The organism is Streptomyces sp. NPDC051963, from assembly GCF_044593495.1.
GTDB lineage: Bacteria > Actinomycetota > Actinomycetes > Streptomycetales > Streptomycetaceae > Streptomyces.
In genome coordinates, this window is sequence record NZ_JBIUCC010000002.1 from 503084 (window position 1) to 524008 (window position 20925).

A 20925-nucleotide genomic window follows, 5' to 3' on the forward strand; every position below is an offset into this window, starting at 1 on the left:
GGCACAACCGTCCGGTGGGGCGAGCTGTCTCATGAGTGAGCAGGTGACCACGGGGGCGCGGTCGCGGGATCCATGCGGCACCCCCGTAAACAACGGGGAGCAGTCATGAAGACAGGTACGTATCTCAAGGTCGCGATGGTCACGGCGTTAACGGCGGCCACCGTGGCCGTGGCCCCGGCCGCGGTCTCGGCGGTGGACGGTCCGGCTCCCGCCGCTCCCGCCTGGCGCACCTCGCTGGCGGGGACGCTCTCGGACAACTCCGCGCTCTCCGACGTCGCGTCGGTCGGTCCGAACAGCGCCTGGGCGGTGGGATCCCAGTACGCCGACGGCCTCCGCCAGGGCGTCATCCTGCGCTGGGACGGCAGGACCTGGCAGCCGCAGTCCGCCCCCGGTCTGCCGGGGACCGGCGTGTGGCATGCCGTGGAGGCGGTGTCGGCGCACGACGTCTGGGCGTACGGCTGGGGCCAGGACGGGGAGGTCCTGGCCCACTACGACGGCAAGCGGTGGACGCAGATGCCGCTGCCGGCGGAGAAGGGCTACGGCTTCGCGAAGCTCGCCGCCGTCCCCGGCAAGGTCTGGCTGGTGAGCGACACCGCGATCAACTCCTACGCCGACGGTGTCTGGCAGTCCACGCCCCTCGACGCCGGCGTCTTCATCAACGCCGTCGAGGCGCGCAACTCCCGCGATGCCTGGGCGGTCGGGCAGTTCGCGCACGTCGGGCAGCCGGGCCGATCCGTGCTCATGCACTGGGACGGCGGTTCCTGGACCGAGGCCGCGCCGCCCGGCAGCGATCTCCGCATAACGGCCGTCCACCAGGAGTCCGCCCGCAGCGTCTGGGTCACCGCCCTCACCCCGTACGTCGACGGCGAACGGCAGCAGACCAAGGTGCTGCACTGGAACGGCGTCAACTGGCGCGACGTCACCGGGCCGGTCGACGGGCTGTGGGCCAACGCCATCACCGGCGACGGCAAGGGCACCGTCTGGGTCTCGGGCGACCCCTACGGCTACGAGGGCACCGCCCTCTACTGGCGCCTGCGCGGCGGCGTCTGGACCTCCGTCGAGGGCGACGCCGTCCCCGGCGGCAAAACCCAGTCCTACGACATCGAGGCCCTCGCCCCCACCGGCCGCACCGGCCAGTTCTGGTCCGTCGGCGGCTACGGCCTGATCACCGGAGAATCCACCTCCGCCCAGTACGAACTGATCCAACGCTCGACCCGCTGAACCCGGCGCCGGCCCGATCAGTCCCAGGCCACCCGTCCGTCCTGGACGGACGGGTGGCGTCCACGACTGCTCTCAGGGTCTCCTCAGCTTGATGCCCTAGCATCCCTTCCTGTTCATCCCTACCAACCCGGTAGGGATCCTCGGGAAGACGGGACCGACCGTATGCGCACGCTGATTCTGCTCGCCCTCGCGGGACTTGGTGCCCAGCTTGTGGACGGCAGCCTCGGTATGGCCTACGGCGTGACCTCGACCACGCTGCTGCTTGCGATGGGGACCAACCCGGCGGCGGCCTCGGCGACCGTGCACCTTGCTGAGATCGGTACGACGCTGATGTCGGGGGCCTCGCACTGGCGGTTCGGGAATGTGGACTGGAAGGTCGTGGCGAAGATCGGTGTGCCGGGGGCGGTGGGTGCCTTTCTGGGCGCGACCGTTCTTTCCACGCTGTCGACCGAGGTCGCCGAGCCGGTGATGTCGCTGATCCTTCTCGGGCTCGGTCTTTATGTGATGTCCCGGTTCACCTTCCGGGGGCTGCCGAAGGGGCAGCTGGGCAAGCCGCTGCGGAGGCGGTTCCTGACGCCGCTCGGTCTGGTCGCCGGGTTCCTGGACGCGACCGGCGGGGGCGGCTGGGGTCCGGTCGGTACGCCCGCGCTGCTGGCCAGCGGGCGAATGGAGCCCCGTAAGGTCATCGGTTCGATCGACACCAGCGAGTTCCTGGTCGCGGTCGCCGCGAGCCTCGGCTTCCTGTTCTCGCTCGGCTCGCAGGGCGTCGACTTCCTGTGGGTGGCGGCCTTCCTGATCGGCGGCCTGATCGCCGCGCCGATCGCCGCGTGGCTGGTGCGCCTGGTCCCGCCGCGGGTCCTGGGTTCGGCGGTCGGCGGCGTGATCATCGTGACCAACGTCCGTACGTTGCTGAAGAGCGACTGGATCGGTGCGTCGGGCCCGCTGAGCACGGTTGTGTACGTCGTCCTGTACGCGGTGTGGGCCGCGGCCCTGGCCTACTCGATCCGCGCCTACCGCAAGGAAAAGGCGGCGGAGACCGACCAGACCGCGGAGCCGCAGCCGGTCAGCGCCTGAGGTCGCGCTCAACTGGGTTGTGAATGGCTGGAGTTCACCCTTACGGCCGCGCCTACGGCTCGTACGATGCGAACGCCTCCCGTCTTCACAGAAACCTCACAGGTTCTTCAAAAGTCAACGAAGGTCGGAGGCACAGCCACCCCCCAACCCTTAGGAGAGACATGTCTCGTGGACTCCTGCTGAGCGGCGGCGCACTGGCCGCTCTGCTCATGGCCACGCTGCCCGCGCACGCGGCTCCGACCTCCTCGTTCGACGACCCGCCCACGGACAAGGTCGTCATCAAGATCGCCACCGTGAACGGCTCGGGCTGTCCGCTGGGCACGGCCGCGGTGGCCGTTTCCGCGGACAACACCGCCTTCACCGTCACCTACAGCGACTACCTCGCCCAGGTCGGCGCCAACAGCGACCCCACGGCGTTCCGCAAGAACTGCCAGCTCAACCTGATCGTCCACGTCCCCGGCGGCTTCACGTACGGCATCGCCAGCGCGGACTACCGGGGCTTCGCCTCGCTCCAGCGCGGAGCGACCGGCGTGCAGAAGGCCTCGTACTACTTCCAGGGCTCGTCGAACACATCGTCCAAGACCCACACGTTCAGCGGCCTGTACAACGACAACTGGCAGGCCACGGACGAGACGGAGTACGCCCAGATCGTCTGGTCGCCCTGTGGGGTCGAGCGCAACTTCAACATCAACACGGAGTTGCGGGTGAGTGCGGGGACGTCGACGGCGGGGAGCACCAGCTTCATGACGATGGACTCGATCGACGGGGACATCAGCACGACCTATCACTTGGCGTGGCAGGAGTGCCCCGCCAAGTAACCCGCACGTGCGAGGCCGCGCCCGCTGGGGAGCCGGGCGCGGCCTTCCTGCCGGTCGGGTCAGCTGCTCTCCACTCCCAGGGTCAGCGTCCCCGCGTACCCGGCGGAGGGGGAACTGCCCAGAGCGGTGAGGGTGAGGAGGCCGGACGCGGCGCCTCCGTCGTCGTAGATCCCGTCCTGGGCGAGGGTGGTGCGGGGCACCGTGTTGGCCGCGTACGTGGCGAGCGCGCCGACTCCTGCCGTGATCGTCTCGTCGAAGAAGAGCTGGCCGGTGTGGAGTTCCTGGCCGCCGGTGAACGAGCCGTCGGCGGTGAGCGTGACATCGGTGTGGACCTTCACATGGATGTGTACACACCGGCCCCGGTACCAGCCGGGGTACACGGACGTGATGGCCGCGACGCCGTTCGTCCCGGTGAGCACGCCGCCGCGCAGGAACTTGCCGTTGTCCGGCTCGTCGTGGCCGTTGTTGCCGACGAAGCCGGAGTACTCGCCGAGGGCGTCGCAGTGCCAGAGCTCAACGAGAGCGTTGTTGAGCGGCGCGCAGGTGTCGTCGTCGACGACGGTCAGGGTGAGCTCCAGCGGGATACCGGTCTTGTCCTCGCTGATGTCGGCCCGGACGAGCTGTCCGTCGAGGTAGTAGGGGCCTTCGGTCATCTCCTTCGTGAGCGTGCAGACGGCCGCGGCGGCCACGGGGGCCGTCTGGGCTGTGGGGGCTTCAGGCGCGGCGGCGGCGCCCACGGCCAGCGTTGCGGCCGTGGCGCCGGTGGCGATCAGTACGGTGCGGCGCCCGATCGGGGTGGGGGTTGCCTCTGCTGTGCCTCTTGAAGATACGTCTGTCATGAGCACGGCAGATTAGGGGTGGACTCTGTCGGTGAGCTGTCAGTTGGGCAAAGTGAGTGCCCGTCAAGTTACTTGCCGGACATGCCGCTTCGATTCGGCTTCGATTCGACGGAGGTCGACGCCGGTTGTGTGCGGACCGTTGACGCGCAAAGGGTTCGATTCTACGGTCCCGTTCGAACTTGCGAGCAAGGTTCGAAATACCGGACATCGAGGGCTCCGCGCCGCGGTGAGCCCCCCCACCCGCAAGGAGGACCCGCATGAGCCGCACCTCCAGAAGAACCGCACTTCTCGCCGTCCCCGCCGCCGTCCTGCTGGCCCTCATCCCGTCCAGCGCCTCGGCCTACCCCAACCCCGGCACCGTCACCGGCTCCGTCGTCACGCACGACCCGACGATGATCCGCACCTCGTCCGGCCAGTACCTGCTGTACGCCACCGGCGGCGGCATCGCGAACAAGACATCCGGCAACCGCATCGCCTTCAGTGCGGGCGCCGACGCCTTCTCCTCACGCCCGAGTTGGTGGTCGACGTACTCCTCCGTCCCGGAGGCCTGGGCGCCGGACATCTCGTACCACGGCGGCAAGTACCTGCTGTACTACTCCGTCTCGAAGTTCGGCTCGAACACCTCGGCCATCGGGCTGGCCACCTCCACCACCGGGCAGCCGGGCAGCTGGACCGACCAGGGGACCGTCTACACGTCCGGCTCGTCCAGCGACTACAACGCCATCGACCCGAACCTCTTCGTCGACGGTGACGGCAAGTGGTGGCTGTCGTTCGGCAGTTGGTGGACGGGGATCAAGATGATCCAGATCAACCCGTCCACCGGGAAGCAGCTCTCCTCCAACACCACCCGCTACTCGCTCGCCTCCCGCCCGACCGGCACCAAGGCCGTCGAAGCGCCGTACATCGTCAAGCGGGGCGGCTACTACTACCTCTTCGCCTCGTACGACACCTGCTGCGCCGGCACCGGTTCGACGTACAAGGTCAAGGTCGGCCGGGCCACCTCCGTCACCGGGCCGTACCACGACCGGAGCGGCGTCGCGATGATGAACAACGGCGGGACGCCCGTGCTGGAGTCCCACGGCCGGTACATCGGCCCCGGCGGCCAGTCGATCATGAACGACGTCGACGGGGACCTGATCGTCTACCACTACTACGACGGCCAGGACAACGGCACACCCAAACTCGGGATCAACCTTCTGAACTGGAGCAGCGGATGGCCCGTCGCCTACTGAGCGGTGCCGCTACCCGACCTGTCCCATCCCCGCCGCGTTCGGCCAGCTCTGGGCGTTGGGCCAGCCCGAGGCCGGCGCGGGGGTGAGGCCGTTGGTGCCCCGGACCTGGGCGGCGGTGAGACCGCCCCGGGCCGGGACACCGGGCGGGGTGGGGCCCGCCGGCTGGGGTTGGGCGGCCGAAGCCGCCGCGGGTGCGGGGTACTGAGCCGGGATCGGGGCCGGGGCCGGGGCCGGAATGGGCGCCGGAGCCGGGTAGTGAGCGGGCGGCGCGGGAGTCGGCTGCGGGTACGCCGCGGCGGCAGCAGGCATCGGCTGCGGCATATGGCCGGTGGCCGCCGCGGCGAGGCCCTGCATACCGGCCCCGTTCGTCGCGCCGACCAGTCGGTCCACGGCCGCCGTACCCGAGCTGTAGTTGGTCCCTGTACCCAGCTCGGGCACGGCGGCTCCCCTCCTGGTCCCGTAGAGCACCTGTTCCAGGCCGGACACCAGGCGACGCACGTCGACCTGAGGGCGCACCACGAGTCGCAGGAAGCGGCTGGACGAACCGATCTTGTTGCCGCACTCGCGGACCAGGATCCGGTGCTCGGTGAGGAGCCGGTCCCGGACCACGGTGCCTTCGGCGCCCACGGGAAGGCGTACGAAGAGGAAGTTGCCCTGGGAGGGGTAGACGGTGAGGCCGGGCAGCGAGGAGAGCTGGCTGGCCATGTCCAGGCGGTCGCGGCGCACCTGGTGCAGGCTCTGCATGTACTCCTGGCCGTGGTTCTTCAGCATGAACACCACGTGCTCGGCAAAGGCGTTGAGGTTCCACTTCGGCAGCATCGAGCGGACCCGGCCCGCGAGCGACGGGTTGGCGACCAGATAGCCGAACCGTATGCCGTGCAGACCGAAGTTCTTGCCGAGGCTGCGCAGCACGATCACGTTGGGCCGCAGCATCGCCTCCTGGACGACGCTGGGCTCGGCCTCGGCGTCGGCGAACTCCAGGAACGACTCGTCGATGACGACCAGATCGAGGTCGGCCATCGCGTCCATGAACTGGGTGATGGCGTGCCGGTGCAGGAAGCCGCCGTCGGGGTTGTTGGGGTTGCAGATGACGGCGACGCGGGTGCCGCGGGCCCGGATGAACTCGGCGTACTGCGCGAGGTCGAGGGCGAAACCGCTGGACTCCTGGAGCGGGAACATGTCGACCCGCTTGCCCGTCTCCATCGGCTGGTCCGTCCAGCGGCCGAAGGTGGGGACGGGGATCGCGAGGGACTCGCGGACCATCAGATGGTCGATCCAGGTGATGAGTTCGGTCGAACCGTTGCCCATCGCGACGGCCTGCGGCGGGAGTTGCAGGAGGTTGCACAGCTCGGACGTGATTGTGTCGGCACTGCTGGGGTAGTAGGTGATGATGTCGCGCAACCGGCCCGCCATGTCGTCGAACATGGCGGGCGTCGGGAAGTACGGGTTGCACGGGATGCAGAAGTCGATCGGACCGGCCCCTTCGCCGCCCTCGCGGGTCAGCGCCGCCATCGACGGGCTGTGCGCCGCCGTGCTGCGGAACAGCGAGGTGACGTTCTCGGCCATGGAACCTCCGTATGGGGCGGGCCCGGTGGGGACGACCGGGCCCGTCGTCTTTGGGTGGCCCGCGCGGGGGAGCGCGGGCCACCTTTAGATACGGATGCCTGTGTGGCGCTGTTCAACCGCTGTGGATTCGATGAAAACTTGTGAAGCTACTGTGAAGCAGGGTCACGAGCCGAACGAGTGAACCGTCGTCGATCGGTACGTCTGCCCAGGTCGGAGCGTTGTCGACGGGAACGACGGCTGGTTCGGCGAGTCCGGGAAGTGCTGTGTCTCCAGGCACAGCGCATCGCCCTGCCGATAGACGCTGCCGCCGGTGCCGGCGAAGCTGCCGTCGAGGAAGTTACCCGAGTAGAACTGCAGCCCCGGCTCGGTCGTGGCGATCTTCAGGGTGCGGCCCGAGGACGGGTCGCGGAGCGTGGCGACGTGCTCGGGCTTCGCCGTGATGCCCTTGTCGAGCGCCCAGTTGTGGTCGATGCCCTTGCCGTACAGCAGCTGCTGGTGGGCGACGCGGATGTCCTCGCCGACCGTCTTGGTGGAGCGGAAGTCGAAGGGGGTGCCCGCGACCTTCGCCAGCTCGCCCGTGGGGATCAGCCCCGAGTCGACCGGCGTGTAGCGGGAGGCGGCGATGGACAGCTCGTGGTCGTAGATCGTGCCGCTCGACTCACCCGCGAGGTTCCAGTAGACGTGGCTGGTGAGGTTGGCGACGGTGGCCTTGTCGGTGGTGGCCTCGTAGTCGATGCGCCAGTCACCGTGCCGGGTGAGGGTGTAGGTGACCTTCGACTTCAGCGTGCCGGGGTAGCCCATCTCGCCGTCGACGCTCGTGTAGTGCAGGTACAGACCGACGTCCGAGCCCTTGGTGAACGGCTCGATGTCCCACACCCGCTTGTCGAAGCCCTGGGCACCGCCGTGCAGGCTGTTCTCGCCGTCGTTGACGGAGAGTTGGTGGTTCTTGCCGTCCAGCGTGAACTTGCCCTTGGCGATGCGGTTGCCGTAACGGCCGATCAGCGCGCCGAAGTACGGGCTCTTGGCGACGTAGTCCTCGATGTTGTCGAAGCCCAGCGAGACGTTGGTGTACCGGCCGCGCCGGTCGGGGATCTCCAGGGACTGGACGATGCCGCCGTAGGAGAGGACCTTGAGCCGCGTCCCCCCGTTCTCCAGCGACCAGCTGTAGACCTTCGTGCCGTCGGCGAGCTTGCCGAAGAGCGACTTCACCGGCTTCCTGCCTCCCGTGGCGTGTGCGGTGCCGATGGTCGTGGCGGTGATACCGGCGGCCGCGGCCCCGGCTATGAGCGTGCGTCTGTTCAGCTCCATGCAGCGGCTCCAAGAATGGGAGTTGGGCAATGCCGCCAGGGGCGCGGGGCGGTATCCATATGCGGCTCCGCCGCGCGGGCGCGGCCGGCCACAACCGTCCGGCAGCCGCCCCACGACCCCGGCGACCCCTTGCCTACGAACCGACCTTGCGCTTGTTCCACACGTCGAACCCGACCGCCGCCAGCAGAACCAGGCCCTTGATGACCTGCTGCCAGTCCGTGCCGATGCCGACGAGGTTCATACCGTTGTTCAGCACACCCAGGACCAGACCGCCGATGATCGCGCCGAGGACGGTCCCGACACCGCCGCTCATCGACGCGCCGCCGATGAACGAGGCGGCGATCGCCTCCAGCTCGAAGTTCAGACCGGCCTTGGGCGAGGCCGCGTTGAAGCGGGCGGCGAAGACCAGACCCGCCAGGGCCGCGAGCATGCCCATGTTCACGAAGACAAGGAAGGTGACCTTCTTGTCCCTGACCCCCGACAGCTTGGCCGCCGGAAGGTTGCCGCCGATCGCGTAGATGTGGCGGCCGATGATGGCGTTGCGCATGACGTAGCCGAAGCCGACGAGCAGCACACCGAGGATGAGCAGCACGATCGGGGCGCCCTTGTAGCTGGCGAGCAGCATCGTGAGCGTGAGGATGGCCGCGCCGATCGCGACCAGCTTCAGCAGGAAGAGGTTGGTGGGCGGAACCTCCAGGGCGAACTCCTGCTGGCGCCGGCGGTCACGGAACTCCTGGAAGACCACGAACGCGATCAGGCCGATGCCCAACAACAGCGTGATGTTGTGGTAGTTGGTGTTCGGGCCGACCTCGGGCATAAAGCCGTTGGCGACCTTCTGGAGCCCCTCCGGGAACGGGCCCAGCGTCTGGCCCTCAAGGAAGATCTCGGTCAGACCGCGGAAGATCAGCATGCCCGCGAGGGTCACGATGAACGACGGTATGCCGCCGTACGCGATGAAGAACCCCTGTGCCGCGCCCGCGACCGCGCCCATGGCCAGGCACAGGATGACGGCGACCGGCCATGGCAGGTCGTTCTTGACCATGAACACGGCTGCCATCGAGCCGATGAACGCCGTCAACGAGCCGACCGACAGGTCGATATGGCCCGCGATGATGACGAGCATCATGCCGATCGCCAGGATCAGGATGTAGCTGTTCTGGAGTACCAGGTTGGAGACGTTGCGCGGCAGCAGCAGGTCGCCGTCCGTCCACACGGCGAACAGCACCACGATCAGGCCGAGGGCCATCAGCATGCCGTACTGCCGCATGTTGCGGCGCATGCCGTCCAGGATCAGCTGCAACAGGCCGTCGCCCGTGGTCGAACCGCCCTTGCCGGGCGGCGCGGGGGCCGGCGTCTTGGCGGTCACATCCGTGCTCATCGGGTTACCTCTTTGTCCTTGGTCATCTGACGCATCAGCGATTCCTGTGAGGCCTCGGCCCGCGAGAACTCACCGGTCAGCCGGCCCGCGGCCATCGTGTAGATGCGGTCGCACATACCGAGCAGTTCCGGCAGCTCGGAGGAGATGAAGACCACCGCCTTGCCCTGCGCGGCCAGTTGGTCGATGACGGTGTAGATCTCGTACTTGGCGCCGACGTCGATACCGCGCGTCGGCTCGTCCAGGATCAGCACATCCGGACCCGCGAAGATCCACTTGCTGAGGACGACCTTCTGCTGGTTGCCGCCGGACAGCTTGCCCACCGGCTCGAAGACGGTCGGCGCCTTGATGTTCATGGACTTGCGGAAGCCCTCGGCGACCTGCCGCTCCTCGTGCTCGTCGACGACCCCGCGCTTGGAGACCTTGCTCAGGGCGCTGAGCGAGATGTTCCGGCCGATCGTGTCGATGAGATTGAGGCCGTAGTGCTTACGGTCCTCGGTGACATACGCGATGCCGTGCTTCACGGCCTCCGCCACCGTCTTCGTACGGATCTCACGACCGTCCTTGAAGACCGAGCCGCCCGCGTACCGGCCGTAGGTGCGCCCGAAGACGCTCATCGCGAGTTCGGTGCGCCCGGCGCCCATCAGGCCCGCGATACCGACGATCTCCCCGCGCCGCACGGACAGCGACACCTCGTCCACGACCTTGCGCTGCTGGTCGATCGGGTGGTGCACGGTCCAGTTGCGGATCTCCAGAGCTGCCGCGGCGCCCACCTCGGTGTCGTGCTTCGTCCGCTCCGGGAAGCGGTGCTCCAGGTCGCGGCCGACCATGCCGCTGATGATCCGGTCCTCTGTGGTCTCCGCGGCCTTCACGTTCAGTGTCTCGATGGTGTGGCCGTCGCGGAGGATCGTCACCGAGTCGGCGACCTTGCGGATCTCGTTGAGCTTGTGGGAGATGATGATCGAGGTGATGCCCTGCTTCTTCAACTCCAGGATGAGATCGAGGAGTTTGCCGCTGTCCTCGTCGTTCAGGGCGGCGGTCGGCTCATCCAGGATGAGCAGCTTCACCCTCTTCGACAGCGCCTTGGCGATCTCCACGAGCTGCTGCTTGCCCACACCGATGTCGGCGACGCGGGTGTCGGGGTGATCGCCGAGACCGACCCGCCGCAGCAACTCGGTGGCGTGCCTCAGCGTCTCGGTCCAGCTGATGATCCCGCGCGTGGCGTGCTCGTTGCCGAGGAAGATGTTCTCCGCGATGGAGAGGTAGGGGATCAGGGCCAGCTCCTGATGGATGATCACGATGCCGTGATGCTCACTGGCCCTGATGTCCTTGAACTTGCAGACCTCTCCCTCGAAGAGGACTTCACCGTCGTACGTTCCGTGCGGATGAAGGCCGGAGAGGACCTTCATCAGGGTCGACTTGCCGGCGCCGTTCTCCCCGCAGATGGCATGGACCTCGCCCTGCTGGACGGTCAGAGTGACGTCCGACAGCGCCTTGACGCCGGGAAAGGTCTTGACGATCGAGCGCATTTCCAGGACGGGTCCCGCCATGGTCGTGCCTTCCAATCCCTAGGTGCGGCGGTTGTCTTAGAGGTCGCTTTCCTTGAGGAAGCCGGAGTCGATGAGTTCCTTCTGGTAGTTGGCCTTGTCGACGGCAACCGGCTCCAGCAGGTAGGCGGGGACGACCTTCGAGCCGTTGTCGTACGTCTTGGTGTCGTTGACCTCGGGCTTCTTGTCGTTGAGCGCCGCGTCGACCATGTTCGAGGCCACCTTGGCGAGTTCGCGGAGGTCCTTGAAGACGGTCATCGACTGCTGGTCCGCGATGATCGACTTCACCGAGGCAAGCTCGGCGTCCTGGCCCGTGACGATCGGCAGCGGCTTGCTCTTGGAGCCGTAGTCGTCGGACTTCAGCGCCGAGAGGATGCCGATGGAGATGCCGTCGTACGGCGAGAGGACCGCGTCGACCCGCTCGGACTTGTACGCCGAGGTCAGGATGTCGTCCATGCGCTTCTGTGCGGTGCCGCCGTCCCAGCGCAGCGTGGTGACCTGGGTCAGCGCGGTCTGGCCGGAGCGGACGACGAGCTGCTTCTTGTCGATGTAGGGCTGTAGCACCTTCATCGCGCCGCCGAAGAAGTAGCGGGTGTTGTTGTCGTCGTTGGAGCCGGCGAACAGCTCGATGTTGAACGGGCCCTTCTCCGAGCCGTCCTTCAGGCCGAGCTTCTCGACGATGTAGTTGCCCTGGAGCTCGCCGACCTTCTCGTTGTCGAACGAGGCGTAGTAGTCGACGTTCTCGGTGCCGAGGATCAGACGGTCGTAGGAGATCACCGGGATGTTGGCATCGGCGGCCTGCTGGAGCACGTTGTTCATCGACTTGTTGTCGATGGCCGCGACGATCAGCGCCTTCACGTCCTGCGTGATCAGGTTCTCGATCTGCGAGACCTGCTGGTCGGGGTCGTCCTCGCCGTAGACCAGCTTGGTCTTGTACCCCTTGGACTCCAGTTCCTTCTTGACGTTGTCTCCGTCGGCGATCCAGCGCTCCGACGACTTGGTCGGCATCGCGATGCCGATGGTGGCTCCCTCGGAGCCGCCGGAGTCCTCCTCGCTGCCGCCCTCGCCGCTCTGGCCGCAGGCAGAGAGGGTGAGGGCGAGGGAGGCGGCCGTGGCTATCGCTGCGAGTGCGGCTCGGTGAGTACGCATGATCATCATCCTTGATGTCGGTACGGGCTCGGTCTGGTGCTGCGGAACCCTCTGGGGTGATACGCCGTACGACCGAGAAGAGGGTGTGTGGGATTGTGTTCGGCTGCGTCTGCTTTTGTGAAGAGGTGACGCCCGGAACGTTATGAGGGTGTTTCGAAACGACGGAGTGCGCCCGGCAGTCGGGAGCCGAGCGGCGCCATGTCACCGTCCGCTCCGTGTCGTTGGAGCAGGTCCAGGGCGAGCCGTCCCCGCCGCACCCGTTCCCGGGCGGTGGTGAGGGTGACATCGCGCAGGTGATGGCCGTACGGGTAGATCCCAGGGGCCTTCGACAGACCGAACTTGAGGTAGATGGGTGCGCCGCGCCGGATCAACTCGGCGACCTCGTACATCCGTACATAACCGCCGAGATCGTCGGGGGCCTCGATGTACATGTCCATGGGAGCCGCCGACACCCGCCGGATCTCAGTGAGGTGATCGAGCGTCAGATCGCTGGGCACATTGATCGAGTCGGCGCCCAGGTTCTCGAACACCGCGTACGCGGCCGGGTTGACCGGTCCGATGAGCGCGGAGACCTTGAGGGTGGTGTCGGCCGGGATGATGCCCGCCGTGCGCGCCCGGTGCAGGGTCCACAGCACACCCTCGTCGGCGACGAGCAGACACTTGACGCCCAACTCCGTTGCCCGGACGGCGTCTTCGACGCAGCCGGCGACGCCGTCATGGCCACGGGCGCGCGCACCGCCCCCGCGTGAGTCGGTCCGGGTGGACCCACCGATGTCCCAGGTCCCGCGCGGACCGGTGAACAGGCAGAGCTCGATGTCGCGTTCTTCGGTGGCCTCGACCATCTCGGTGATCTCGGCATCGGTCAGCATCCACACCCCGCTGCCCTGGCTGATCCGGTGGATCGGCACATCGAGCCGCGAGGACTCCTTCAGGACCACGGCCAGCGCTTCGGGACCCTCGCACGAGGGGATCTCGGTGCGCCAGCGGCCGCCGCCGGGGAAGGAGTGCGGCGAGGCGTCGGCGGGGTCGGGGGCGGGCGCACCCAGGCCGAGCGCGGTGAGGGCCTGCTCACCGGGTCGACGGGCTGCCGGTTCGGAAGCGTCGGTCACAAGCTGTCCTTCGTGTTCGATATATCGGACGGAGTTCGCGGCTCTGGGTGGGAAAAGCTGGGGGTACGCCGGTACGGGGACCGTCAGGTCGCCCCCGTACCGGCGTACGACTAGGGGCGAAGGAGTACCTTGCCGACCTTCGGATCACCGGACCCGACCAGCTCGACGGCCTGCGGGAACTCGGCCAGTGGCAGTTCGTGCGTGACGAGGGGCAGCGGATCGAGCAGCCCGGCGGCGAACACCCGCACCGTGTGCGCCCAGGCGTCCGGCGGCGCCCCGAAGACGGTGTGCACCTCCAGCTGCCGTACGACCAGATCCGTCGGGTCGAGACCCTCGGCGCCGGGTGCCGGGATGCCCGTCAGGACCAGGCGTCCGCCGCGCCTGAGCAGGGAGGCGGCGGTGCGCGCGGCGGACGCGGACCCGGCGGTCTCGATGACCACGTCGAAGTCGCCGGGGAGTTGCTGGTCCTTGGTGCGGAAGTCGGTGGCGCCGTACTGGCGTGACAGCGCCTCGCGGTCGCCGCGGGTGCCGACGACCAGCAGCTCGGCCGGCGAGCCCGCCTTGAGGAACTGCACGGCGAACATGCCGAGGGTGCCGGTGCCGACGACCGCGACTCGCTCCCCGGGCCGGGAGTCGGCCTTCAGCGCGGCGGCCGCGATACAGGCGGCGGGTTCCAGGAGGGCCGCCGCCGTGAGGTCGGCCGCGTCCGGCAGGACGTGCAGGAGCCGGGCCGGGAGCGTGAGCGTGTCCGCCATCGCGCCCGGCTCGGTGAACCCGGTCTCCTCGTAGCCGGCCGAGCACAGGGTCGTCTCGCCCGCGTGGCAGCGGTCGCACACCTGGCAGTTCCGGAAGCCCTCACCGACGACCTTGCGGCCGACGAGGGAGCCGGGGACTCCGGCGCCGACCCCCTCGACCGTGCCGGACCACTCGTGACCGGGGGTCAGCGGGTAACGCACGTACCCCTCGGGCCGGTTGCCCTGATAGACCTCGCGGTCGCTGCCGCAGATCCCCACGGCGTGCACCTTGACGAGCGCCTCGCCGGGACCCGGCTCGCGCGGGGTGTGCTCGACGAGCCGGTGCTCGCCGGGCGCCTCGATGACGACGGCCGTGCTCACTCCTGCGAACCCTTCGGCTTGCGCTGCTCCCAGCCCTCGGCCCACAGGTCGAACCGGGCCTGCTGCTGCGGGAATTCGGCGGCGGCGTCGGTGTCGAGCTCGACACCGAGACCGGGCGCGTCGGAGATCTCGAAGTACCCGTCCACGACCTGGGGCGCCCCCTTCACGACCTTCTTGATCTCCGCGTCGGCGAAGTCGTTGAAGTGCTCCAGGATCTTGAAGTTCGGGGTGGAGAAGCCGACTTGGAGGGAGGCGGCGGTGAGCACGGAGCCGCCGACGTTGTGCGGGGCGACCAGCATGTAGTGGGTCTCGGCGGTGGCGGCGAGCTTCCGGGTCTCCCAAATGCCGCCGATATGGCCGACGTCGGGCTGGAGGATGTCGACGGCCTGGCTCTCGAAGAGCTCGCGGAACTCGATGCGGTCATGGATGCGCTCACCGGTGGCGACGGGCATGTCGACCTTCGCCGAAACCTTTTCGAGCGCCTTCAGGTTCTCCGGCGGCACGGGCTCCTCCAGCCAGGCCGGCTTGAAGGGCGCGAGCTCGTGCGCGAGCCGGACGGCGGTGGCGGGCGAGAACCGGCCGTGCATCTCCAGCATCAGCTCGGAGTCCGGCCCGATCGCGTCCCGTACGGCCTCGATCAGCGAGACGGCGTACAGGGTCTGCTGGTGGTCCAGCTCGAAGTGACCGGTCCCGAAGGGGTCGATCTTCAGCGCCTTGTACCCGCGGGCCATGACCTCCAGGGCGGCCTTGTGATAGGCCTCCGGCGTCCGCTCCGTGGTGTACCAGCCGTTGGCGTAGGCCTTGACCCTGTCGGTGACCTTGCCGCCGAGCAGCTGCCAGACGGGCACGCCGAGCGCCTTGCCCTTGATGTCCCAGCAGGCCATCTCGATGACGGCGATCCCGGACATGACGATCTCGCCGGCCCGGCCGTAGTCCCCGTACTTCATCCGGCGTACGAGGTCTTCCGTGGCGAACGGGTCGGAACCGAGAATGTGATTGGCCTCGGCCTCCCGCAGATAGCCGGTCAGCGCGTCGGTGTGGCCCAGCATCCGGGTCTCGCCGACTCCGGTGATGCCCTCGTCGGTGTGCACCTGGACGTACGTCAGGTTGCGCCAGGGCGTCCCGACCACGTGAGTGCTGATTCCGGTGATGCGCACGGCAGTTGCCCCTTGCTGCGTCGTCGGCTCGGTTCTGATGTGTTCGATATTTCGGCACACGTTCGAAATGCTGGCGTGACAGTAAGGATGGGGTGGTCGGAGTGTCAATGGGTCGAACACATAACGGTTTCGACAGTTTCGACATGAGCTTTCGCTCCGTCACGTCAACGTGCCATACCGGAAGCGGAAGTTCCCTACACAACTTTCACAGCTGTGACTATGAACGTTACCTGTGAGGAACTTAGTCTTCCCGCGTCATGGACTACTGCCACCCGTGCCGACGGCACCTGAACGGCGCCCTGGCCTGCCCGGGGTGCGGCGCACCGGCCGACTCACTCCAAGGGTCGCGCGCGTACGCGCAGGACAATGGCGCGCGCCCTCAGGCGGTCGGCGACGGTGGTGCCTACACGGGGTCGTACGAGGCTCCGAGCGGCGCGTACGGGGCCCCGCGGGGGGCGTACGAGACTCCGGCCCAGGGCGGTTCGTACGACGCTCCGCGCGCGGCTGAGGGCGATGCCTGCGGCGATGGTCGCGACGCGGCCCACGGCGCCGAGCGCGCCGACGACGACCGCACCGACGGCGAGCACGCCGACGAGTACGACGACGAGCCCCGCGGCCGGGCAGCCCGGCGTCGTGGTCGAGGCCGCGGCAGGGGCCGTGGGAGGGATGTCACCGTCGCGATGGGTGCGGTCGCCCTCGACGAGGGAGATGGCGACGACGAGGAAGAGGAAGAGCCTGCCTCCGCGGGCGCGAGCCGACGCGACCGCAAAGCCGCGGCACACCGGCGCCGCCGTCGCCGGACCCTGTTGATATCCGCGGGATTCATCCTCGCGGCCGCCGGACTGAGCCTCGCCGAACTCGGCATGGACGCCCCGGGTTCGTCGCCGAAGACGGCGGTTGCCGGCGGCGACGCGTCCGCCGAGGGCGGCACGTCGCAGGAGGCGGGCGAGACGGCCGAGCCGATAGGCGACAAGACGGGAACGGCCGGAGCGGATTCTTCCAGCCCGTCCGACTCCGCATCCCCGTCGGCCTCCAAGTCCCCGAAGGACAAGAAGCCGAAGGACGACGAGACCGGGACCGACCAGGACCCCCAGTCCTCCACGGCGGCCCCGGGCCCGACCGGCACCGCCCCCGCACCGCCTCCTCCGGCCGAGACGCCGGCGCCCAGCGCAGACCCGACCACCTCGGAACCGACGGCCGACCCTTCACCTTCGGAGACGTGCGAGCGGTTCTTGTGGTGGTGCGCCTAAGCGCTCCGCTGGAAGTGCGGTGATGCGCCGTCGGTCGACTGCGGCGCCATCGTGGCTGGTCGCGCCCGCGCGGCGGAGCCGCACATTGATACAGCCCCGCGCCCCTTCGGGGCACTGCCGAACCGCAGCCGACTTCCCCGCCCGGCTTAGCCCGGCAGGAGGCCTCCCGGTGAGCCCGCTGCCTGCGTCACGCGCCTGATTCCAGCATCCGCCGCAGCAAATCCCGCAACGCCAGTCGCTCGTCGTCCGAGAGTCCTGCCAGTGGCTCGCGGGCGAAGCGCAGCGACTCGCGCAGGCCTCGTGCGACGCGCAGCCCCTCGTCCGTCGCCGCGGCGAGCTTCACCCGCCGGTCCTTCGGGTCCGGTCGGCGCTCCACCAGGCCACGGGACTCCAGCCGGTCCACGATCCCGGTCACGTTCGACGGCTCGCACTTCAGCTTCTGGGCCAGCTTGCGCATCGGCAGCGGCTCCAGTGACAGCAGGCTGAGCAGCCGCGCCTGCGCGCCGGTCAGGGCGTGGTCGGCGGCGGCGACGTCGAAGTCCTCGTGGTAGCGGGCCACGACGTCACCGATCAACTCGACCACTTCCATGGTCAGGGCGTCCGGGCGGCGGGTCTTCTGGTCAGTGGACATGCGCTCCAGAGTACCCCGTTACTTGACATCATGAAATATTCAGGCGCATGGTTGTTTCAGGTTCTTAAGTATTAGCTCGCTCGCAAGGAAAGGCGCTTGTCATGATCAACCGCGAATGGCACCTGCTCAGCCGTCCCGTCGGCTGGCCCAAGCCCGAGGACTTCGCCCTGGTCGAGACGGAGACCCGGACGCCGGGCGAGGGGCAGGTGCTCGTCCGGAACAAGTACCTCTCCGTCGACCCGTACATGCGCGGACGCATGTCGGCCGCCAAGTCCTACACCGCCCCCTTCGAGCTCGGCAAGGTCATGCAGGGCGGTGCCGTCGGTGAGGTCGTCGCCTCGAACGCCGAGGGCATCGCCGTCGGCGACCACGTCCTGCACTTCTTCGGCTGGCGCGAGTACGCCGTCCTGGACGCGAAGAACGCCGTCAAGGTCGACCCGGAGGCCGCGCCGCTGTCGACGTATCTCGGCGTCCTCGGCATGACCGGCCTGACCGCCTACGCCGGTCTGCTGCGCACCGCCTCCTTCAAGGAGGGCGACTCGGTCTTCGTCTCCGGCGCGGCAGGTGCCGTCGGCAGCCAGGTCGGCCAGATCGCCAAGCTGAAGGGCGCCTCCCGGGTCATCGGCTCCGCCGGGTCCGACGAGAAGGTCAAGCTGCTCGTGGAGGAGTACGGCTTCGACGCCGCCTTCAACTACAAGAACGGACCAGTGAGCGAGCAGCTGCGCGAGGCCGCGCCGGACGGTGTCGACGTGTACTTCGACAACGTCGGCGGTGACCACCTGGAAGCCGCCATCGGGCAGCTCAACCGGGACGGCCGTATCGCCGTCTGCGGAATGATCTCGGTCTACAACAGCACCGAGCCCGTCCCCGGCCCGAAGAACCTCGCCCGTCTCATCGCCACCCGCGGCCGCATCGAGGGCTTCCTGGTCGGCGACCACTACGACCTCCAGCCGCAGTTCGTCCAGGAGGTCGGCCCCTGGGTCGCCTCGGGCGCGCTCAAGTACCGCGAGACGGTCGTCGAGGGCATCGAGAACAACCTGGAGGCCTTCCTGGGCGTCCTGCGCGGCGACAACACCGGGAAGATGATCGTCAAGCTCTGAGGACGGTCGCAGCCGGTGCGCAGGCACCAGGACACGTGAGTTCCTGGTCCGAATGCACCAGGGGAAGACGGCGGCGGAGGACGATGCCACGCCGGGCGCCGGAGGCAAGGGTTGGAAGCGCGTGAATCCCGCGCATTCCCCTTGCCTAGCGGTGTCTGGAGTGATCAGCAGGTGGCTACGTTTCTCTACCGGATCGGACGGTGGGCCTTCCGGCGGCGCCGGCTTGTAACCCGTCTGTGGCTGGGCGCCCTGCTGCTGGCCGGGGTCGCCGCCGCCGTGGCGCCGGCCGGGCAGGAGGAGGACCTCTCCATGCCCGGCACCGAGTCGCAGCAGGCGTTCGACCTGCTGGACGAGCGCTTCCCCGAGAGCAACTCCCAAGGTGCCGAGGCCCGTCTGGTGTTCCGGGCCCCGGACGGACAGCGGGTGACGGCCAGGGAGAACAGGGCGGCCGTCGAGGACACGCTCGGCTCGCTGGACGGGGGCGATCAGGTCGCGTCGACCACCGACCCCTACGAGACCGGCGCGGTCAGCGAGGACGGCACCATCGCCTACTCCACGATCACCTACACCGCGGACGCCGTCGACCTGACCGAGCCGACGAAGAGCGCCCTCGAAGACGCAGCGAGCAAGGCCCGGGACACGGGACTGACCGTGGAGATCGGCGGCTCGGCCCTGGACGCGGAAGAGGAACCGGGCGGCACGACGGAGATCATCGGCGTGGCGGTGGCGGCCGTCGTGCTGGTCCTCGCCCTCGGGTCGCTGGTCGCGGCCGGACTGTCGCTGATGACCGCCTTCCTGGGCGTGGCCATCGCCTTCGGCCTGGTCTCCGCGCTGGCCGTTCCGCTGGGCCTGACGTCCACCGTCGCCATCCTGGCGCTGATGCTGGGGCTGGCGGTCGGCATCGACTACGCCCTCTTCATCACCTCCCGCTTCCGCGACGAGCTCGCCCGGGGCAGCGAGCCCGAGGAGGCCGCCGGCCGGGCGGTGGGCACGGCCGGATCCGCTGTCGTCTTCGCCGGTGCGACCGTCTTCATCGCCCTGGTCGGTCTCGGGGTCGTCGGAATCCCCGAACTCACCAAGATGGGCATGGGCGGCGCGGGCGCCGTGGCCGTCGCCGTACTCGTCGCACTGACCCTGGTCCCCGCGCTGTTCGGCTACTTCGGCCGGCGGATACTGTCCCGCGCCGTCCGCAAGGCCACCCGGCCGGGAACCGCGCGCCCGCACCCGGTGTCCGAGGCGCCCGGCCGACCCGGGCTCGGCACCCGCTGGGCACGGTTCGTGCTGCGCCGGCCGGCGAGGGTGCTGCTGATCGCCGTACTCGGTCTCGGCGCCGTAGCCCTCCCGGCGCTGAGCCTCGAACTCGGGCTGCCCGGGGACGAGTCCAAGTCGGTGGAGACCACCCAGCGCCGCGCCTACGACCTGCTGTCGGAAGGCTTCGGACCCGGCTTCAACGGGCCGCTCACCGTGGTCGTGGACACGGCGGCGTCCTCGGGGTCCGCGGACAACCGGGCCACCACGGACCTGGTCGCGAAGACCGTACGGGGAGTGGACGGGGTCGCGTCGGTCGGTGATCCGGTGCTCAGCCGGACCAAGGACACGGCCGTCCTCACCGCCGTGCCGCGGACCGCGCCGAACAGCGGCGAGACCAAGGACCTGGTGCACGCGATCCGGGGCGCGGTCTCCGACGTCGAGGCCGACACGGGCGCCGCCGTCCTGGTGACCGGCACCACCGCGCTGAACATCGACATCTCCGAAGCCATGTCCGATGCCCTCATCCCGTATCTGTCCGTGGTCATCGGCCTGGCGGTGCTTCTGCTGATGGTGGTCTTCCGCTCGGTCCTGGTCCCGGTCAAGGCCGCGCTCGGCTTCCTGCTGTCGGTGGGAGCCGCCTTCGGCGTCCTCGTCGCCGTCTTCCAGTGGGGCTGGGCGGCGGACCTGCTCGGCATCGAGCAGACCGGACCGGTCATGTCGCTGATGCCGATTCTCATCATCGGCATCGTGTTCGGCCTCGCCATGGACTACGAGGTCTTCCTCCTCACCCGGATGCGGGAGTCCTACGTCCATGGCGCGTCTCCCGGCGACGCGATCGTCAACGGGTTCCGGCACAGCGGACGGGTGGTGGCCGCGGCGGCGATCATCATGATCAGCGTGTTCGCCGGATTCATCGGGATGAGCAGCCCGACCATCCAGACGATGGGCGTCGGCCTGGCCGCCGCCGTGGCCTTCGACGCCTTCGTGGTCCGGATGGCGATCGCACCCGCGGTCCTGGCCCTGCTCGGCCATCGGGCCTGGTGGCTGCCCCGTATCCTGAACCGCATGCTGCCGAATGTGGATATCGAGGGTGCGGCACTGAGCAGGCAGGCCCCGCAAGTCCCGTCCTCCGCGACCGAGTCGGACGCAGCGGTGCCGCGGCTCCCCGTCCACCGGCACTGAG

17 protein-coding genes are annotated in these 20925 nt (G+C 68.5%); 7 read left to right on the plus strand and 10 right to left on the minus strand.

Translation table 11 applies throughout. The features are described 5' to 3' along the window. The first annotated feature begins 105 nt into the window (after window positions 1-105). The 3 genes from ACIHFB_RS08685 (at window position 106) to ACIHFB_RS08695 (ending at window position 3113) form a co-directional block, all read left to right on the plus strand. Complete coding sequence (locus ACIHFB_RS08685; protein WP_365278566.1) at window positions 106-1221, plus strand: hypothetical protein; 1116 nt, start codon at window positions 106-108, stop codon at window positions 1219-1221. Between the two features lie 162 nt (window positions 1222-1383). Continuing rightward, the gene (locus ACIHFB_RS08690) at window positions 1384-2295 is read left to right on the plus strand and encodes a sulfite exporter TauE/SafE family protein (RefSeq protein WP_365278564.1); all 912 of its coding nucleotides are present in this window, start codon (window positions 1384-1386) and stop codon (window positions 2293-2295) included. 161 nt (window positions 2296-2456) lie between these two features. Then, the gene (locus ACIHFB_RS08695) at window positions 2457-3113 is read left to right on the plus strand and encodes a DUF4360 domain-containing protein (RefSeq protein ID WP_365278561.1); all 657 of its coding nucleotides are present in this window, start codon (window positions 2457-2459) and stop codon (window positions 3111-3113) included. A 59-nt stretch (window positions 3114-3172) separates the two neighbouring features. Here the strand turns inward: ACIHFB_RS08695 and ACIHFB_RS08700 are convergent, their stop codons facing one another. After that, entirely contained in the window at window positions 3173-3952 is a 780-nt protein-coding gene (locus tag ACIHFB_RS08700; RefSeq protein WP_365278558.1) for an intradiol ring-cleavage dioxygenase, read from the minus strand. A 257-nt stretch (window positions 3953-4209) separates the two neighbouring features. Between ACIHFB_RS08700 and ACIHFB_RS08705 the strand changes: the two genes are divergently transcribed. Then, a complete protein-coding gene (locus tag ACIHFB_RS08705; protein ID WP_365278555.1) occupies window positions 4210-5184 on the plus strand; it encodes an arabinan endo-1,5-alpha-L-arabinosidase in 975 nt (324 codons plus the stop codon). A gap of 9 nt (window positions 5185-5193) precedes the next feature. Here the strand turns inward: ACIHFB_RS08705 and ACIHFB_RS08710 are convergent, their stop codons facing one another. The 8 genes from ACIHFB_RS08710 to ACIHFB_RS08745 form a co-directional block, all read right to left on the minus strand. Beyond that, the gene (locus tag ACIHFB_RS08710; protein WP_400126032.1) at window positions 5194-6750 is read right to left on the minus strand and encodes a pyridoxal phosphate-dependent aminotransferase; all 1557 of its coding nucleotides are present in this window, start codon (window positions 6748-6750) and stop codon (window positions 5194-5196) included. A 162-nt stretch (window positions 6751-6912) separates the two neighbouring features. After that, window positions 6913-8058 (minus strand): aldose epimerase family protein, encoded by a 1146-nt coding sequence (locus ACIHFB_RS08715; protein ID WP_400126034.1) that lies wholly within the window; start codon window positions 8056-8058, stop codon window positions 6913-6915. A gap of 133 nt (window positions 8059-8191) precedes the next feature. Beyond that, the gene (gene mmsB / locus ACIHFB_RS08720; protein ID WP_365278546.1) at window positions 8192-9436 is read right to left on the minus strand and encodes a multiple monosaccharide ABC transporter permease; all 1245 of its coding nucleotides are present in this window, start codon (window positions 9434-9436) and stop codon (window positions 8192-8194) included. After that, the gene (gene mmsA, locus ACIHFB_RS08725) at window positions 9433-10983 is read right to left on the minus strand and encodes a multiple monosaccharide ABC transporter ATP-binding protein (RefSeq protein WP_365278543.1); all 1551 of its coding nucleotides are present in this window, start codon (window positions 10981-10983) and stop codon (window positions 9433-9435) included. The genes mmsB and mmsA overlap by 4 nt, the downstream gene beginning before the upstream one ends. Before the next feature lie 36 nt (window positions 10984-11019). Then, on the minus strand, window positions 11020-12129 hold the full coding sequence (gene chvE, locus ACIHFB_RS08730; protein ID WP_400126037.1) for a multiple monosaccharide ABC transporter substrate-binding protein: 1110 nt from the start codon (window positions 12127-12129) through the stop codon (window positions 11020-11022). Between the two features lie 140 nt (window positions 12130-12269). Next, entirely contained in the window at window positions 12270-13238 is a 969-nt protein-coding gene (locus ACIHFB_RS08735) for a hypothetical protein (RefSeq protein WP_365278537.1), read from the minus strand. A 110-nt stretch (window positions 13239-13348) separates the two neighbouring features. After that, on the minus strand, window positions 13349-14353 hold the full coding sequence (locus ACIHFB_RS08740) for a zinc-binding dehydrogenase (protein ID WP_400126039.1): 1005 nt from the start codon (window positions 14351-14353) through the stop codon (window positions 13349-13351). Beyond that, complete coding sequence (locus tag ACIHFB_RS08745) at window positions 14350-15510, minus strand: mandelate racemase/muconate lactonizing enzyme family protein (RefSeq protein WP_400126041.1); 1161 nt, start codon at window positions 15508-15510, stop codon at window positions 14350-14352. The genes ACIHFB_RS08740 and ACIHFB_RS08745 overlap by 4 nt, the downstream gene beginning before the upstream one ends. A gap of 257 nt (window positions 15511-15767) precedes the next feature. Here ACIHFB_RS08745 and ACIHFB_RS08750 point away from each other — a divergent pair, with 257 nt between their 5' ends. After that, the gene (locus ACIHFB_RS08750) at window positions 15768-16760 is read left to right on the plus strand and encodes a hypothetical protein (protein ID WP_400126043.1); all 993 of its coding nucleotides are present in this window, start codon (window positions 15768-15770) and stop codon (window positions 16758-16760) included. Window positions 16761-16947: 187 nt separating this feature from the next. Here the strand turns inward: ACIHFB_RS08750 and ACIHFB_RS08755 are convergent, their stop codons facing one another. Next, window positions 16948-17391, minus strand: a complete 444-nt coding sequence (locus tag ACIHFB_RS08755) for a MarR family transcriptional regulator (protein ID WP_365278526.1) — start codon at window positions 17389-17391, stop codon at window positions 16948-16950. 101 nt (window positions 17392-17492) lie between these two features. Between ACIHFB_RS08755 and ACIHFB_RS08760 the strand changes: the two genes are divergently transcribed. Then, entirely contained in the window at window positions 17493-18491 is a 999-nt protein-coding gene (locus tag ACIHFB_RS08760) for an NADP-dependent oxidoreductase (protein WP_365278523.1), read from the plus strand. Between the two features lie 171 nt (window positions 18492-18662). Further along, window positions 18663-20924, plus strand: coding sequence for an MMPL family transporter (locus ACIHFB_RS08765; protein ID WP_400126045.1), 2262 nt, complete (start codon window positions 18663-18665; stop codon window positions 20922-20924). The last annotated feature ends 1 nt before the right edge of the window (window position 20925 follow it).

What these genes read in the sequence shown, in the direction of transcription:
- mmsB (WP_365278546.1), bottom strand. Translation starts at nt 9,436, where the DNA reads ATGAGCACGGATGTGACCGCCAAGACGCCGGCCCCCGCGCCGCCCGGC.
- ACIHFB_RS08760 (WP_365278523.1), top strand. Translation starts at nt 17,493, where the DNA reads ATGATCAACCGCGAATGGCACCTGCTCAGCCGTCCCGTCGGCTGGCCC.
- ACIHFB_RS08755 (WP_365278526.1), bottom strand. Translation starts at nt 17,391, where the DNA reads ATGTCCACTGACCAGAAGACCCGCCGCCCGGACGCCCTGACCATGGAA.
- ACIHFB_RS08705 (WP_365278555.1), top strand. Translation starts at nt 4,210, where the DNA reads ATGAGCCGCACCTCCAGAAGAACCGCACTTCTCGCCGTCCCCGCCGCC.
- ACIHFB_RS08710 (WP_400126032.1), bottom strand. Translation starts at nt 6,750, where the DNA reads ATGGCCGAGAACGTCACCTCGCTGTTCCGCAGCACGGCGGCGCACAGC.
- ACIHFB_RS08715 (WP_400126034.1), bottom strand. Translation starts at nt 8,058, where the DNA reads ATGGAGCTGAACAGACGCACGCTCATAGCCGGGGCCGCGGCCGCCGGT.
- mmsA (WP_365278543.1), bottom strand. Translation starts at nt 10,983, where the DNA reads ATGGCGGGACCCGTCCTGGAAATGCGCTCGATCGTCAAGACCTTTCCC.
- chvE (WP_400126037.1), bottom strand. Translation starts at nt 12,129, where the DNA reads ATGCGTACTCACCGAGCCGCACTCGCAGCGATAGCCACGGCCGCCTCC.
- ACIHFB_RS08695 (WP_365278561.1), top strand. Translation starts at nt 2,457, where the DNA reads ATGTCTCGTGGACTCCTGCTGAGCGGCGGCGCACTGGCCGCTCTGCTC.
- ACIHFB_RS08685 (WP_365278566.1), top strand. Translation starts at nt 106, where the DNA reads ATGAAGACAGGTACGTATCTCAAGGTCGCGATGGTCACGGCGTTAACG.
- ACIHFB_RS08750 (WP_400126043.1), top strand. Translation starts at nt 15,768, where the DNA reads ATGGACTACTGCCACCCGTGCCGACGGCACCTGAACGGCGCCCTGGCC.
- ACIHFB_RS08700 (WP_365278558.1), bottom strand. Translation starts at nt 3,952, where the DNA reads ATGACAGACGTATCTTCAAGAGGCACAGCAGAGGCAACCCCCACCCCG.
- ACIHFB_RS08690 (WP_365278564.1), top strand. Translation starts at nt 1,384, where the DNA reads ATGCGCACGCTGATTCTGCTCGCCCTCGCGGGACTTGGTGCCCAGCTT.